Source organism: Aestuariivita boseongensis (genome assembly GCF_001262635.1).
GTDB lineage: Bacteria > Pseudomonadota > Alphaproteobacteria > Rhodobacterales > Rhodobacteraceae > Aestuariivita > Aestuariivita boseongensis.
The window spans coordinates 24,820-39,123 of sequence record NZ_JXYH01000025.1 but is presented as its reverse complement, the minus strand read 5'-3'; the positions used below and the strand labels follow the sequence as shown (position 1 = coordinate 39,123).

Sequence of the window (14,304 nt, the reverse complement as noted above, 5' to 3'; positions counted from 1 at the left end):
GGGGGCAGTGCCGCGTTTGGCGATTGGACAGTGGCGCAGGGGCTTGGGCAATCGCATGAACCGCGGGTCCCGACGCTGGTTGTGGTCACCGAGCCTTTGCGCAGCATGGGTGTTTCGGTCGAAGCGCGCGGGCTCGCTCAAGTGCATTGCTGCGGCAGCTCAATACCCCTCAGCGGCTCTGGACTCTGTCGCCGACACCCTTTTCCAGAGGCGAGCAACAGCGCGTCAACATCGCCCCCGGATTGGTTCATGCCAATCCCGGCAGGCCGCCGGATGAGCCAATCGCCATCCTCGATGCGGCCAATCGCCAAGTGGTCCTGACGCTTACGGGATCCCAATCGATACGCTGCAAACGCCGGATTATGTCGCCTATGACCCCAGCATCGAAGTGCCTTACGACCCCGAACTCGCCAAGTCCCTTCTTGCCGAGTCGGGCTATGGCCCCGACAATCCGGTGCGGTTCACCATTCAGACGACACGTGGCTTCAAACCCAAGGATTACGAGATGATCCAGGCCATTGTCGGTCTTTGGCGCCGGGTCGGTATCGAGGCCGAGATCGAAGTCTATGAGATCGCCAAGCATTTCGAACTGCGCGCCGCCGACCAGCTGGCGCCTGCGGCTTTCTATAACTGGGGCAACTCGGTCGGGGATCCGACGACCTCGACCGGTTTCGCGATGTTCGGACCTTCGCCGCATTCAGTCTGGGATGGCGAGGACACGTTCAACATGATCCTGCCTCTCTGGGGGGAAGCAGACGAAGACAAGCGCATTGCCGGTTGGAAAGAGGTCGACCGCCACATTGCGGAAAACGCCGAGGTGATCCCGCTTCTGCAATACGTCCAGCCGATCCTGCACAGTGCTGCGGTGAAGGTCACGCCACACCGCTCGGGCGCCTTGCTGCCACACCTGATGACCCGGGCGTGAGGCCTCATACCAGATCGAACGGGGCTGCCTGCGCGGCCCCGTTCCACAGGAAAGAACCAAAGTGACAGCGCTGCGCAACATCCTGATCCGGCTTTCGACCACCGCCGTGACGCTATTCGGCGTGGCGGTGATCGTCTTCGTGGTCATCCGCGTTGTACCGGGCAATCCGATCGCGATGATGCTGCCGCCAGGCGCCACCGACGACGATATAGCCCGGCTTGAAGCGCTTTACGGTTTCGACAAGTCGATCTTTCAGCAGTTTTTGATCTGGGGCGCCGGCGTCTTGCAGGGCGATTTCGGCACCTCGATCTCGCTGCGTCAGCCGGTGGCCGATCTGGTGCTGGGCCGCCTGCCCGCCACACTGGAGCTGTCGATCGTGGCCTTGGTCATGGCAATGCTCTTGGGCGGGGCCCTCGCGCTCATGGGGACGCTTTACCGCGACACGACAACCGAGGCGGCGGTGGATGTGACGGCGGGCATGGCCTTGTCGATCCCGGATTTCCTGTGGGGTCTGGTGCTAATCCTGCTGTTTGGCGTGCTGTGGCCGATCTTCAGCATCTCCGGGCGGGTCTCTCCCAGCCTCGATTTCGATTTCGCCACTAATTTCTACCTGTTCGAAGCGCTGTTGCGCTTGCGCTTCGATGTCGTTGGACATCTTCTGTCGCATTCCTTCATGCCCGCACTGGCGCTTGCGATCCCGCTGGCGGCCATCATCGCGCAATTGCTCAAGCAATCGCTGAAGGAAACGATGCATCTGGACTACGTGACGCTGGCGCGCACCAAGGGATACAGCGAACAGCACGTAATCACGCGCGAGGCGCTGCCGAACGCGGTTCTTCCGACGCTGACGCTGATCGGCGTTCAGTTCACCTTCCTGATCGGCGGAACGGTGATCATCGAACGGCTATTCAGCTATGAAGGTTTGGGCAATATGGCCATCGACGCAGTGATCAACCGCGACCTGCCGCTGATCCAGGGGATTGTGATCCTCTTTGCCCTTCTGTTCACGGTGATCAACCTGCTGGTCGACATGCTCTATGTCGTGCTGAACCCCAGGCTGCGCCATGCGTGACGCGCGCGCCGAGGTCAAACGCCCCATTGGCCTGCGCCTGTGGTTGTCGGGCGGCTGGATTGCGCTGCTGGCGCTGGCGGCGATCTTTGCGCCCCTAATCGCGCCGCACGATCCTCTGGCGCAAGATCTGTTTCTGGGGCGCATGCCGCCGTTCTGGATGGACGGGGCCGAACCGGGGTACTGGCTGGGCACCGACAGCCTTGGCCGGGACGTGCTGTCTCGGATCATCCATGGTGCGCAGATCGCGATGATCGTGGCATTGGTGGCGGGCACGATCACCTGCGTCATCGGGGCGAGCCTGGGGTTGATGGCCGGGTACTACCGCGGCTGGGCCGACCGCGTGATCAGCCGGCTTGTCGACATCTGGATGGCCTTTCCGCCGGTGCTGTTCGCAATCCTTCTGATCGCGGTGCTTGGCCCCGGCCTGATGTCGATCATCATTGCCATCATTGTGATCGACTGGACCCGCTTCGCGCGCGTGATACGGGCCGAGGCCCTGACGCAAGGCGCCATGGATTACGTCGCCAGCGCGCAGGTTGCCGGTCGCACGCGGTTCAGCACGATGTTGGCCGAAATTCTGCCCAACGTACTGCCCACGGTGGTGGCTCTGCTCACGCTGGAAATGGGCATTGCCGTGATTGTCGAGGCGATTCTGAGTTTCGTGAACCTGTCGATTTCTACCGACAGCCCCACATGGGGCGGCATGATCGCCGAGGGCCGCACATCAGTCCATCAGGCCTGGTGGGTTCTGGTCTTCCCGCTGGTGGCGCTGTTTCTGACCGTGCTCAGCTTTTCGCAATTGGGCGAAGGATTGAAAGACCGCTTCGACCCGGTGCTGCGATGAGCGCGTATCTGTCCATCCGAAATCTGACCGTCCGGCTGAAGAACGGGCCGGTGATCCTGCGGTCAGTGTCGCTGGAGGTGGCGGCGGGACAGGTGCATGGTCTGGTTGGGGAATCCGGGGCCGGCAAATCAATGATCGGCAAGACCTTGCTGGGCACGCTTCCGCGCGCGATGGAGATAACGGCGGGCGAGATCTGGCTGGACGGAACCGAGCTTTTGTCGCAGTCACCCGCTGACCGGCGCCGGCGCATCGGCGCAACGGCGGCCCTGATCCCGCAGGACCCTCTGACCGCGCTCAACCCCTCCAAACGCATCGGTCCGCAGATCACCCGGCGCCTGGTCGATATCCTCGGCTGGACTGCGGCGGATGCCGATGCGCGCGCGCGCGAATTGCTTGATGAGGTCCAGATTCCCCAGATCTCCCGGGTAATGCGCAGCTATCCGCATGAGCTGTCGGGCGGCATGCGCCAGCGCATCCTGATCGCCTCGGCCTTTGCCGCCGAACCCAAGCTGATCATTGCGGACGAGCCAACCACGGCGCTGGACGTCACTGTCCAAAAACAGATCCTGCGCCTGATACGGAACATGCAGCACCGCCACGGCACAGCGCTGTTGTTCGTCACACATGATCTGGGCGTGGTCTCGAAAATCTGCGACACGCTGTCTGTGCTGTACGCAGGCAAAGTGGTGGAAGAGGCCCGTATGCAGCGGTTCTTCATGCGGCCCATTCACCCCTATTCGCAAGCGCTTCTGGCCGCGACGCCCTCCTATCTGGACCCTGAAGGCAGTCTGATGCCGGTGCCGGCCAATGTGATCGATGCGGTAGAGGAGGAAGTGCGGTTTCACGACATAAGGGCGGGCACCCGATGATGTACGAAATCCGAGATCTGCGGCTGTCGTTTCCGGACCTCGCGCATAAACCGCTCCTGGGCGCCGCGCCACGGGTCGAAGTCTTGAAAGGCATCAGTTTCGATTTGCCCAAGGGCACCGTGCTGGGGATCGTCGGCGGGTCGGGCTCGGGCAAGTCCACGCTGGGCCGGGCGATGCTTCGGCTGCTGAAACCCGATGCCGGATCGATCCGGTTCGACGGCACCGACATCACTCACATGGACGAAGACGCGCTGCGCGGCATGCGCCGGCGGTTCCAGATGATCTTTCAGGATCCCATGTCCTCTCTGAACCCGCGCCGCCGGGTGGGCGGTCTGATCGCCGGACCGATGCGCCTGCATCGCATGGACAATGTCGACGCGCGGGTGAAAGAGGCGCTCGACATGGTCGGTCTGCCACAGTCTTTCGCCGCCCGCTATCCGCATGAACTCAGCGGCGGCCAGCGTCAGAGGGTGGGCATTGCCCGCGCGATCGCGTTGCGGCCGGATTTCATCCTCGCCGATGAAATCGTGTCGGGCCTCGATGTATCCTCGCAAGCCCAGGTTTTGAACTTTCTGGGTGAGCTGGTGCGCGATCTTGGCCTTACCCTTGCCTTCATCAGCCATGATCTGTCCGTCATCCGCCGCCTTTGCACGCGGGTTCTGGTGCTTCACCAGGGTGAGATCGTCGAAGAAGCGGACACGGCCCAATTGTTCGACGCACCCAGGGCGGACTATACGCGCGAGCTGCTGTCGGCGATCCCGCTGCCCGATCCGCACCAGCGCTGGGTCTGAAGCGCGTGCGCATCGCGCGCAAGCAGCCGGCCCGCCCCAAGAACATCCGGGAGAATTCGGTGTTGCCGGTGGTTCCTTCGTCTTCATACAACACCGCCTCTTCGCTGGGCCGACTGGCTCTCATCGTCCTGTTGTCACGGATCCAGCTCAACTGCGAAGTCAGGGGGGGGTGGCGGTGCTGGCAAACCAGTTCGAACTCGTCTCTACAAGGGCGGCAGAGCTGTCCTTGTTTCGGCTCAGAGACCACACCACGCTACAAGACCAACGGCGCAGTCGAGCCCAAATACCAGGGACACCGCCGCTTTGCAGGTTTGAGACAAGCGGCGTGCCGTCCGACCGGAACACTGGTAAAAGTGCGTCAGGGGTGATCCTTGCAAACTCGTGGCATTGTTCAAAACAGGAATGGAACCAGATGTTGAGACTGATTTTTTGCCTGCGGCGACAGCCGCACCTAACGCGCGAAGACTTTCAGACCTATTGGCGCGAAACGCATGGTCCGCTGGTGGAAAAACACCGTAAGGCCCTGCGTTTTGCCGTCTACAACCAGATCCACACGATCGAAGATGCGATGGGCACGGCATTAGGAGAGATCCGCAACGCGCCAGAGCCCTTCGATGGCTTCGCCGAGATGACCTGGTCCGACCGCGCCGATCTGGACGCGGCCATGACCAGCCCTGAAGGCCGCGCCGCGGGTCGAGAGTTGCTGGCCGATGAAAAACGCTTCATCGATCTGGCGCACTCTCCGATCAGCCTGGGTCAGGTCGCTTTTGGCCTGACCTCGGACTGAAAGGCGCTCAGCCCTCCTGAGCTTTCGTCCAATCGCGCTTGAGCTTTTTGGCAAGGCTCCATTTATGCACCTCGGTCGGGCCGTCATAGATGCGGAAGGCGCGGATTTCACGAAAGACCTGTTCGACGATGGTATCGCCGGTCACGCCCTGCCCGCCCATGCATTGCACGCAGCGATCGGCCACACGCATCAGCGCCTCGGACACGGCCACCTTCGCCATCGAACTTTCGACCGTGCCGCGCGCGCCGCTGTCCAGCACGTCAGCACACCAATAGACCATCAACTCGGCCTGCTTCAGGTCCATCAGGTTTTCGGCCAGCATGAAGCCCACGCCTTCGTGGTCGATCAGTGGCTTGCCAAAAGCCTGCCTTCGGTTGGTGTAATCCACGGCAATCTCGTGCGCGCGGATGCAGGCCCCCAGCCAACGCATACAATGGCTCAGCCGCGCCGGCGCCAGTCGGACCTGCGCATAGCGGAAGCCTTCACCCGCCTCGCCCAGCATCTGATCGGCGGGCAGGCGCAGGTTGTCGATGCTGACCACGGCATGACCGCCAGGCATGGAGCTGTCGATCGTGTCCATCACCCGTTCGATCCGCACATCCGGATGCGGCAGATCGACCAGGAACATGCAGGCCCCTTCCTCGGCCTTGGCCATGATGATGCCCATGCCCGCCCCATCGGCACCGGTGATATAGGTCTTGCGACCATTGATGACCCAGTGATTGCCATCCGGTTTGCAGGTGGTCAGCATCATCGACGGGTCCGATCCCGCGCCGCCATCCTCGGCCGGTTCGGTCATGAAAAAGGCCGAGCGGATCTCTCCAGTGATCATCCGGTCCAGGAACCGCTCTTTCAGCTCGGGCGAGGCGACCTTGCCCAGAAGGTACATGTTCCCTTCGTCCGGCGCACAGGTATGGCACGCCAGAGGCCCCAGTGGCGACAGGCCCGAGCGGATCAGCACCGCCGCCGTTTCGCGCTGGGTCAGGTGGCCACCATCCTCCAGAATATGCGGCGTCATCAGGCCCGCCTCCCGCGCCAGTGCCTTCAGTTCCATCGACAGCTCTTCCGAAGGACCATGCGCGCCAAGGCGCGGATCACGCTCGAACGGCACTACGGTTTCCCGCACGAAGGTCTCTACCCGGTCAGCAAGGTCCAATGCACGGTCCGAGATACCGCTGCGTTCCATCGCAAAACTCATTTCGGGGCCATCCGTATTGCGCCATCCAGACGGATCGTTTCGCCGTTCAGCATGGGGTTTTCAACAATCGATCCAACAAGTTGCGCAAACTCCGCCGGATCGCCCAACCGGCTGGGGAACGGCACCTGCGCACCCAGCGAGGCGCGGATCTCCTCCGACAGCGTCTCCAGCAGCGGGGTCAGGAACAGGCCCGGCGCAATCGTCATCACCCGGATGCCATAGCGCGCCAGTTCCCGCGCAATGGGCAGGGTCATGCCAACCACCCCGCCCTTGGACGCAGAATAGGCCGCCTGCCCGATCTGGCCGTCAAAGGCCGCGACCGACGCAGTATTGATGATCACGCCGCGCTCCTCTCCCACCGGGTCGGCTTTGTGCAGGGCGGCGGCGAATTGCGACAGCACGTTGAACGAGCCGCTCAAATTCACGTTCAGCACCGTATTGAAGACTTCAAGCGACGCGGGCAGCCCGTCGCGGTCGACGACCTTGCCGGGCGGTCCGATCCCGGCGCAATTCACCAGAATGCGCGCCTTTCCGTGCAAGCCCTCGGCGGCGGCAATCGCCTCCTGCACCTCGGTTGCGTCGGTGACATCCACCTTGAAAAACGCGCCGCCGATTGCCTTGGCATGCGCCTCGCCTTTCTCAACATTCATGTCGAATATGGCGACCTTGGCGCCCGAGGCGGCCAGCTTCTCTGCCGTGGTCCCACCCAAGCCCGATGCGCCGCCTGTGACAATGGCGGCCTGTCCGTCGATCTTCATTGCGTACCCTCCCCGTCTTGCATCTCTACATCATCCTGCTGGCCTGCGCGCAACTGGTCTTCGATATCAGTGATCACACCCTGCAGTCGCCGGATCACGCGCGCGCCGTCCAGAACACCCGCCGACGGACGGTCCATGATGCCCGCCGTAAACACCGTCAGGAACTGGGCCACCTCGGCCTGTGTGTCGGGTAGGGAGTCGCGCAGCCGCGCGCTCCGCGCAAAATGCTCCAACCCGCCATAGAAGGCGTCGCGCATCACCGCCACCGAGACATCGGCGCGGATTTCGCCGCGCGATACGCCATCGCGAATGACCCCGTCAAAAACCGCAACATAGCGCCTGTTCAGCGCATAGGCTTCGGTTTCGCGGTATTCGGGCGACGGCAGATACGGCCCCATCGCCTCGGCAATCAGGGGCCATTCATCCAGCACCCGGCTGAAATGCAGCTGCGCCAGCGCTGTCAGTCGCCCCTCGGTCTCATGCGCGGCCCGCACAGCGGCTTCCGCGTCCTGTGTCAGTTCCGCGTAAAACTCACTGACCGCCGCCATAAGCAACGCCTGCTTGTTCTTGAAATAAAGATACACCGTGCCTTCGGCGAGGTTGGCCGCCTGCGCAATCGCCGTGATCTTGGCATCCTCCGGCCCCTTGTCGCGAAACACCGCCCGTGTGGCGGCAAGAATGGCGCGTTCCTTCTCTTCGACTTTCTCGCGGCGGGTCTTGGATGCGGCCTCGGGCATGGGGGCTCCAAAAAAATGAACTTGATTCATCTATACTGAATATGCTTTCATTTCAGTCCTGACGCAATACCGATTACCGAGGGGAGACGGTTCAGGGGATGCGCGAGGGAGTGATCAGGATCGGCGGCGCGAGCGGCTATTGGGGCGATGACCCCACGGCGGCGGCGCAACTGCTGGATGCCGGCGAACTGGATTATCTGGTCTTCGACTATCTGGCCGAGGTGACGCTGTCGATCATGGCGCGCGCCCGGGCCAAGGACCCTGATCAGGGCTATGCCCGCGATTTTGTCGATGTGGTGATGCGCCAGACCCTGCCCGAGATCTCGCGCCAGAAGGTGCGGGTGATTTCGAACGCGGGCGGCGTGAACCCGCAGGCCTGTGCTGCGGCGGTCCGCGCGATGGTTGCCGAAATGGGGCTGGACCTGACCGTAGCCGTGGTGCTGGGCGATGACCTGACAGAGCACGCGCCCATGCTGTCCCCGCAAGAGATGTTCACCGGCGCGCCCTTCCCCGATGCGGAGGCGGTCTTTTCCATCAACGCCTATCTCGGGGCCTTCCCCATCGCCGGGGCGCTAGAGGCCGGCGCGGATATCGTCATCACCGGGCGCTGTGTGGACAGCGCCGTGACGCTGGGGGCCTGCATCCATGCCTTCGGCTGGGGCGCGGATGATCATGACCACCTGGCCGCGGGCACCCTGGCCGGCCATATCCTCGAATGCGGCACGCAAGCGACGGGGGGCAACTTTACCGACTGGCATCTGGTGGCCGACAGCCTGGATCGCATCGGCTATCCGATCTGCGACATCTCCGCCGATGGCACGATCGAGATCACCAAGCCCGATGACACCGGTGGGCTCGTTTCGGTCGGCACCGTGGCCGAGCAGATGCTGTACGAAATCGGCGACCCTCAGGCCTATGTCGTGCCGGACGTGATCTGCGATGTCTCTGCCGTAACGCTGACGCCAGTCGCCGAAAACCGGGTGCGCCTGACCGGGGCCCGCGGCACCCCGCCAACCACCGACTACAAGGTCTCGGCCACCTATCTGGATGGCTGGCGCGTGGGCAGCACCGCGACGTTTTATGGCAGCGACGCCGCCGCCAAGGCGCAGGCCTTTTGCGACGCGGTGTTTTCGCGGGCCCGCATGGCGCTGCGGCGGATGAACCTTGCCGATTTCACCGAAACCAGTGTCGAGATCCTTGGCGCGGGCAGTCAGACCGGCAATGCGGCCATGGCGGGGGAGGCAACCGAGGTCGTCGTCAAATACGCCGCCCGCCATCCCGACAAACGCGGATTGGACGTACTGTTGCGCGCGGCCTCGGGGATGGGTCTCTCCGCGCCTCCGGGGCTTTCGGGTTTTTTTGGCACGCGGGCGCGGCCCTCGCCGCTGGTCCGGCTCTTTTCCTTCCTTTTGCCCAAGGCGAATGTGCCGGTCGAGATTGACCTTGGTAACACTCGCCTGCCCTGCGCCGTGGCGGAGGGTCAGGCCTTTGACCCCGATACGCTCACCCGCCCGACGCCGCCAAACCGCCCGCTCGCACCTGTCGATCCGGTCACCGTGCCGCTGGAAAGGCTGGCCTGGGGGCGCAGCGGCGACAAGGGTGACAGCGCCAATATCGGCATCATCGCGCGGACGCCCGACGCCCTGCCCCACATCTGGCACAGCCTGGACGAAACAACCCTCCAAGACCGCTTCGCGCATGTTCTGGAGGGAGAGGTCACGCGCTATCTCCTGCCCGGCTGCAACGCCATGAACGTGGTTCTGACCCGTGCTCTGGGCGGCGGCGGCGTGGCAAGCCTGCGCAACGATGCCTTGGGCAAAGGCTTTGCCCAGATCCTTTTGCAAACGCCGGTGACGGTGCCCAGATCGCTTTTGGAGGCTCTGTCGTGACCCCCTTTACCACCATTATTGACCCCAAGTCCGACGCCTTCCAGCGCAACCGCGCCGACATGCTGGCGCTGATGGACAAGGTGCACGACCTGAAAGCCCGCGCAGCCGCCCTCTCCGAACGCCGCCGCCCGCGCTTTGACGAACGCGGTCAGCTGACCCCGCGCGAACGGTTACACCGCCTGTTGGATCCCGGCATGCCCTATCTGGAGCTTTACGCGCTGGCCAATTACCTTGTGGACACCGCTGATCGGGACGCATCCATCCCCGGCGCAAGCGCACTGTCGGGCATCGGGTTCATCAACGGCACCCGCTGCGTGATCTTCGTGGATGACAGCGGCATTGCGGCAGGCTCTGCCGTGGCCAAGACCTCGGACAAATTTCAGGCCTGCCTGGATATCGCGATGCGGTACAAACTGCCCTTCGTGCATCTGGTGGAAAGCGCGGGCGCGGATCTGTTGCAATATGCCGTTGAAAGCTGGGCCTTTGCGGGCCGCATGTTCTGCAAACTGGCACAGCTGAGCGCGACGGGCATTCCGACAATCGCCGTCCTGCACGGCCCCGCAACAGCCGGGGGGGCCTATATGCCGGGGCTCAGCGACTATGTGATCTCCGTCAAAGGGCGCGGGCGGGCCTCCCTGGCCGCCGCTGCGCTTGTCCGCGCCGCAACCGGTGAGGAAACCAATGAGGAAGATCTGGCCGGCACCGAAATGCACGCCACCGTCTCGGGCCTTGTGGAATACAGCGCCGAGGACGATGCCCACGCCCTGCTGATCGCGCGCAATCTGGTCAAGCGGCTGGATTGGAACAAAAACTCCGCGCCCGGCTCCATGCGCGCCTATGATCCCCCCACGCTCGACCCGGATGAGATCGCGGGGCTGGTGCCGGTGGATTATCGCAAAAGCTATGACGTGCGTGAGGTGATCGCGCGGATCGTGGACGGGTCCGTCTTTGAAGAGTTCAAGCCGCGCTATGGCGCCTCCACCGTTTGCGTGCAGGCAGCCCTTTTTGGCCGGGCTTGCGGGATCGTCGGCAATAACGGCCCGATCGACCCCAACGGCGCCACCAAAGCGGCGCAGTTCTTCCAGCTTTGCGATCAGGCCGATATGCCGGTGATTTTCCTGTCGAACACAACCGGCTACATGGTGGGCCGCGATTATGAGCGCGCGGGCATGATCAAACATGGCGCCAAGATGATCCAGGCGGTGTCCAACCTGCGGGTGCCGCGGATCACCCTCTATATCGGGGCCAGCTTCGGCGCAGGCAATTACGGGATGTCGGGCGTGGGATTCGCGCCGGATTTCCTGTTTTCCTGGCCCAACGCCACCACCGGCGTGATGGGCGGCCAGCAGGCCGCCCTGACCATGGATCAGGTGGCGCGTGGCAGTGCGGCAAGGCGCGGCGTTGAGGTGGATGAAGACCAGCTCACCCAGCAGAAAGAGCGCCTGATCGCCCATTTCGACGGCCAATCGGATGCGCTTTATACCTCGGGGCGGATGCTGGATCAGGGCATCATCGACCCGCGCGACACCCGCAAGGTTCTGGGCTTTGCGCTGGAAACCTGCGCCGAGGCGCGGCGGCGGACCGTGCGCCCCAACGCCTTTGGCGTGGCGCGGATGTGAGGGGGACAGGCATGAAAAACACCCCTCAAACCATAGAATTGATCCGGGATGGTCACTGGATGACCCTCCGCCTGAACCGTCCCGAACGGCGCAATGCCATGACCCGGCAGATGACGTCTGAGTTGACCGAGGCGCTGCTGGCTCTGCGCGAAGATCGCACCGTGCGCGGCATCACCCTGCGCGGCAATGGCGGATGGTTCTGCGCCGGGGGCGATCTGGCGGAATCCAAGGCCGATTTCCAAAGCGGCCCGCCCGACCGCGCCGATATCGAGGCCGCCAGCCGCGCGGCAGGCACGCTTTTTCACCTGCTGGATCGGATGCCTCAGGTCACGGTCGCGCTGGTCGAAGGCGGCGCGATGGCCGGTGGGCTGGGGCTGATGTGCGCCTGCGATATCTCCGTCGCGACCGAGGACGCGGCCTTTGCCCTCACCGAAACCACGCTGGGCATCCCACCGGCCCAAATCGCACCTTACGTGCGCGCACGGGTCGGCCTGGCCAAGGCGCGCCAACTGATGCTGACCGCCCCGCGCTTTACCGGTTTGGACGCCGGTAAACTGGGCCTCGTCAGCACCGTGGTTGCGGATGCCGAGGCGCTGGACGCCGAAGAAGCCAAGCTGCGCGAGGCGCTGCGCCGCTGCGCCCCCGGCGCCGTGGCCGTGACCAAGGACATCCTGCTGGGTCAGGCCGATGATAAGGACGCCGGCATCGCCACCGCCGCCCGCGCCTTTGCCGGGTGCATCCTGTCTGAGGAAGGCCGCGAAGGCATCGCCTCGTTCTTTGAAAAACGCCCGCCCTCCTGGGCCCGCGCGCCGGAGGATCAGGCATGAGCCGTTTCTCCTCCATCCTCGTCGCCAACCGGGGCGAGATCGCCCTGCGCGTCATCCGCACCGCCCGCGCGATGGGCTATCGCACGCTGGCCGTTTATTCCGAGGCCGACGCGGGCGCACCGCATGTACGCGCAGCCGATGACGCGGCCTGCATCGGCCCGGCCCCCGCCACGCAAAGCTATTTGTCGATCGAGGCCATTCTCAAAGCCGCGAAAGAGCTTGGGGCCGAGGCGATCCACCCCGGCTATGGCTTCCTGTCGGAAAGCGCCGAGTTCGCCCGCGCCTGCGATGACGCCGGGCTGGTCTTCATCGGCCCGCCCGCCGAGGCCATCGCGCTGATGGGCAACAAGGCCGAGGCCAAGCGGCGCATGCTGGCCGCGGGCGTTCCTTGCGTGCCGGGATACGAGGGTGAAGACCAGTCCGAAGCCGCCCTTCTGGCCGCAGCCGAAAAGATCGGCGCGCCGCTCATGGTCAAGGCGGCAGCGGGCGGTGGCGGCCGGGGCATGCGGCTGGTGGAGGATCTGAAAACGCTGCCCAAGGCGCTCAGCGCCGCCGCGTCGGAGGCGGAAAACGCCTTCGGTTCGGGCGAGTTGATCCTGGAAAAGGCGATCCTGCGGCCCCGCCATGTGGAGGTGCAGGTCTTTGCCGATGACCATGGCACCACCGTTCATATGGGCGAACGCGATTGCTCGGTACAGCGCCGGCACCAGAAGGTGGTCGAAGAGGCCCCCTGCCCCGTGATGACGCCCAAACTACGCGCCGATATGGGCGCCGCTGCGGTAGAGGCCGCCTGCGCCATCGGGTATCGCGGCGCAGGCACGGTGGAGTTCCTGCTGGGCGATGACGGGCAGTTCTATTTCCTTGAGATGAACACTCGCCTGCAGGTGGAACATCCCGTCACCGAACTGGTGACTGGCCTCGACCTGGTCGAGTTGCAGTTGCGCGTGGCCGAAGGCCGCCCGCTGGGGCTGACGCAGGACGACATCCGCCTGAACGGCCACGCCATCGAGGTCCGGCTTTACGCCGAGGATCCGGCAAAGAACTTCCTGCCTCGCACCGGGCATATTCGCCTTTGGGAACCGGCCCATTCAGATGGGTTGCGTTTCGATATGGGCGTCGAGACGGGGCAAGAGATCTCACCCTTCTACGACCCGATGATCGGCAAGATGATCGCCTGGGGTCCTGACCGCGAGGCCGCGCGACGCCAGCTGGTGGGCGGGTTGAAAGACAGCCTGCTGATCGGTCTGACCACCAACCAGCGCTTCCTGATCGACGTGCTGGAGGACACCGCCTTTGTCGACGGTCAGGCCACCACCGCCTTTATCGATGAACAGTTCCCGAAAGCCCGCCGCGCCGCGCCTGAGGCGACGCTGCAAGACGCCGCTTGCGCCGCGGCCCTGCTTTATCGGCTGGAACGCGACACGCATCACGCAGCCAGCCTGGGCGTCCCGGCAGAGCTTCTCAACTGGGCCAGCGGTGGGCCAATGCCCACCCGGTTCGTGATGGGCGCGGGCGACACGCGCTTTGACGTGACAGTGACACCAGATAAAGACGGGCTTTTGCGGATCGAGGCAGGCGAAACGCGGCATATGATCGAGGTGCTGACCCTCACCGACACCCGCTGCACAGTGCGGCTGGATGGAAAATCCCGCTCCATGGGATACATTTGGCAGGACGGGGGCGCGATCACCTTGTCGCGCGACGGGAGAGTCCATGACTTTCAAAACCAGATCGCGCTGGCGGCTTCCGCGGAAGACGCCGCCGGCAGCGGGATCATCGCGGCCCCGATGCCCGGTCTGGTGCTGGAGGTTTCCGTCGCCGTCGGCGCAAAGGTCGCCAAGGGCGATGTGCTGGCGGTGATCGAGGCGATGAAGATGCAGCATGAGATCCGCGCCGACATGGACGGTGTCGTGGCGGCGGTCGACGCGGCGCAGGGTTTGCAGGTCACCGCCGGAGACAGGCTGCTGCAGATCGACGGGGATGGATAA

At 63.9% G+C, this 14,304-nt stretch carries 13 protein-coding genes and 1 pseudogene; 11 read left to right on the top strand and 3 right to left on the bottom strand.

Annotated features, from left to right (window positions below):
* Positions 1–60: 60 nt before the first annotated feature.
* The 7 genes and pseudogenes from TR61_RS20380 to TR61_RS11230 all read left to right on the top strand — a co-directional run.
* Positions 61–326, top strand: a pseudogene (locus TR61_RS20380) (phosphonate C-P lyase system PhnL family protein); the annotation flags it as partial.
* A 5-nt stretch (positions 327–331) separates the two neighbouring features.
* Complete coding sequence (locus TR61_RS11255) at positions 332–925, top strand: ABC transporter substrate-binding protein (protein WP_342669429.1); 594 nt, start codon at positions 332–334, stop codon at positions 923–925.
* 61 nt (positions 926–986) lie between these two features.
* On the top strand, positions 987–1,997 hold the full coding sequence (locus TR61_RS11250) for an ABC transporter permease (RefSeq protein WP_172676970.1): 1,011 nt from the start codon (positions 987–989) through the stop codon (positions 1,995–1,997).
* Complete coding sequence (locus tag TR61_RS11245; protein ID WP_050930086.1) at positions 1,990–2,841, top strand: ABC transporter permease; 852 nt, start codon at positions 1,990–1,992, stop codon at positions 2,839–2,841. Before TR61_RS11250 ends, TR61_RS11245 begins: the two co-directional genes overlap by 8 nt.
* On the top strand, positions 2,838–3,710 hold the full coding sequence (locus tag TR61_RS11240) for an ABC transporter ATP-binding protein (RefSeq protein ID WP_050930085.1): 873 nt from the start codon (positions 2,838–2,840) through the stop codon (positions 3,708–3,710). Before TR61_RS11245 ends, TR61_RS11240 begins: the two co-directional genes overlap by 4 nt.
* Positions 3,707–4,501, top strand: coding sequence for an ATP-binding cassette domain-containing protein (locus tag TR61_RS11235; protein ID WP_050930084.1), 795 nt, complete (start codon positions 3,707–3,709; stop codon positions 4,499–4,501). Before TR61_RS11240 ends, TR61_RS11235 begins: the two co-directional genes overlap by 4 nt.
* A 412-nt stretch (positions 4,502–4,913) precedes the next feature.
* Positions 4,914–5,288 carry an EthD domain-containing protein gene (locus tag TR61_RS11230; protein WP_050930083.1) on the top strand — a complete coding sequence of 125 codons (375 nt, stop codon included), beginning with the start codon at positions 4,914–4,916 and terminating at the stop codon, positions 5,286–5,288.
* 7 nt (positions 5,289–5,295) lie between these two features.
* On the opposite strand, the gene TR61_RS11225 is transcribed toward TR61_RS11230, so the two are convergent.
* From TR61_RS11225 to TR61_RS11215, 3 genes are read right to left on the bottom strand one after another with little or no spacing between them, the layout of a single operon-like run.
* A complete protein-coding gene (locus tag TR61_RS11225; protein ID WP_050930082.1) occupies positions 5,296–6,486 on the bottom strand; it encodes an acyl-CoA dehydrogenase family protein in 1,191 nt (396 codons plus the stop codon).
* Positions 6,483–7,244: an SDR family NAD(P)-dependent oxidoreductase gene (locus tag TR61_RS11220; RefSeq protein ID WP_050930081.1), complete on the bottom strand. Its 762-nt coding sequence runs from the start codon at positions 7,242–7,244 to the stop codon at positions 6,483–6,485. Before TR61_RS11220 ends, TR61_RS11225 begins: the two co-directional genes overlap by 4 nt.
* A complete protein-coding gene (locus tag TR61_RS11215) occupies positions 7,241–7,981 on the bottom strand; it encodes a TetR/AcrR family transcriptional regulator (RefSeq protein WP_172676969.1) in 741 nt (246 codons plus the stop codon). Before TR61_RS11215 ends, TR61_RS11220 begins: the two co-directional genes overlap by 4 nt.
* Positions 7,982–8,091: 110 nt before the next feature.
* Between TR61_RS11215 and TR61_RS11210 the strand changes: the two genes are divergently transcribed.
* From TR61_RS11210 to TR61_RS11195, 4 genes are read left to right on the top strand one after another with little or no spacing between them, the layout of a single operon-like run.
* Positions 8,092–9,870, top strand: coding sequence for an acyclic terpene utilization AtuA family protein (locus tag TR61_RS11210; protein ID WP_245626877.1), 1,779 nt, complete (start codon positions 8,092–8,094; stop codon positions 9,868–9,870).
* Positions 9,867–11,489, top strand: coding sequence for an acyl-CoA carboxylase subunit beta (locus tag TR61_RS11205; protein WP_050930078.1), 1,623 nt, complete (start codon positions 9,867–9,869; stop codon positions 11,487–11,489). Before TR61_RS11210 ends, TR61_RS11205 begins: the two co-directional genes overlap by 4 nt.
* A gap of 11 nt (positions 11,490–11,500) precedes the next feature.
* The gene (locus TR61_RS11200; protein WP_050930077.1) at positions 11,501–12,316 is read left to right on the top strand and encodes an enoyl-CoA hydratase-related protein; all 816 of its coding nucleotides are present in this window, start codon (positions 11,501–11,503) and stop codon (positions 12,314–12,316) included.
* Complete coding sequence (locus tag TR61_RS11195) at positions 12,313–14,304, top strand: acetyl/propionyl/methylcrotonyl-CoA carboxylase subunit alpha (protein WP_050930076.1); 1,992 nt, start codon at positions 12,313–12,315, stop codon at positions 14,302–14,304. Before TR61_RS11200 ends, TR61_RS11195 begins: the two co-directional genes overlap by 4 nt.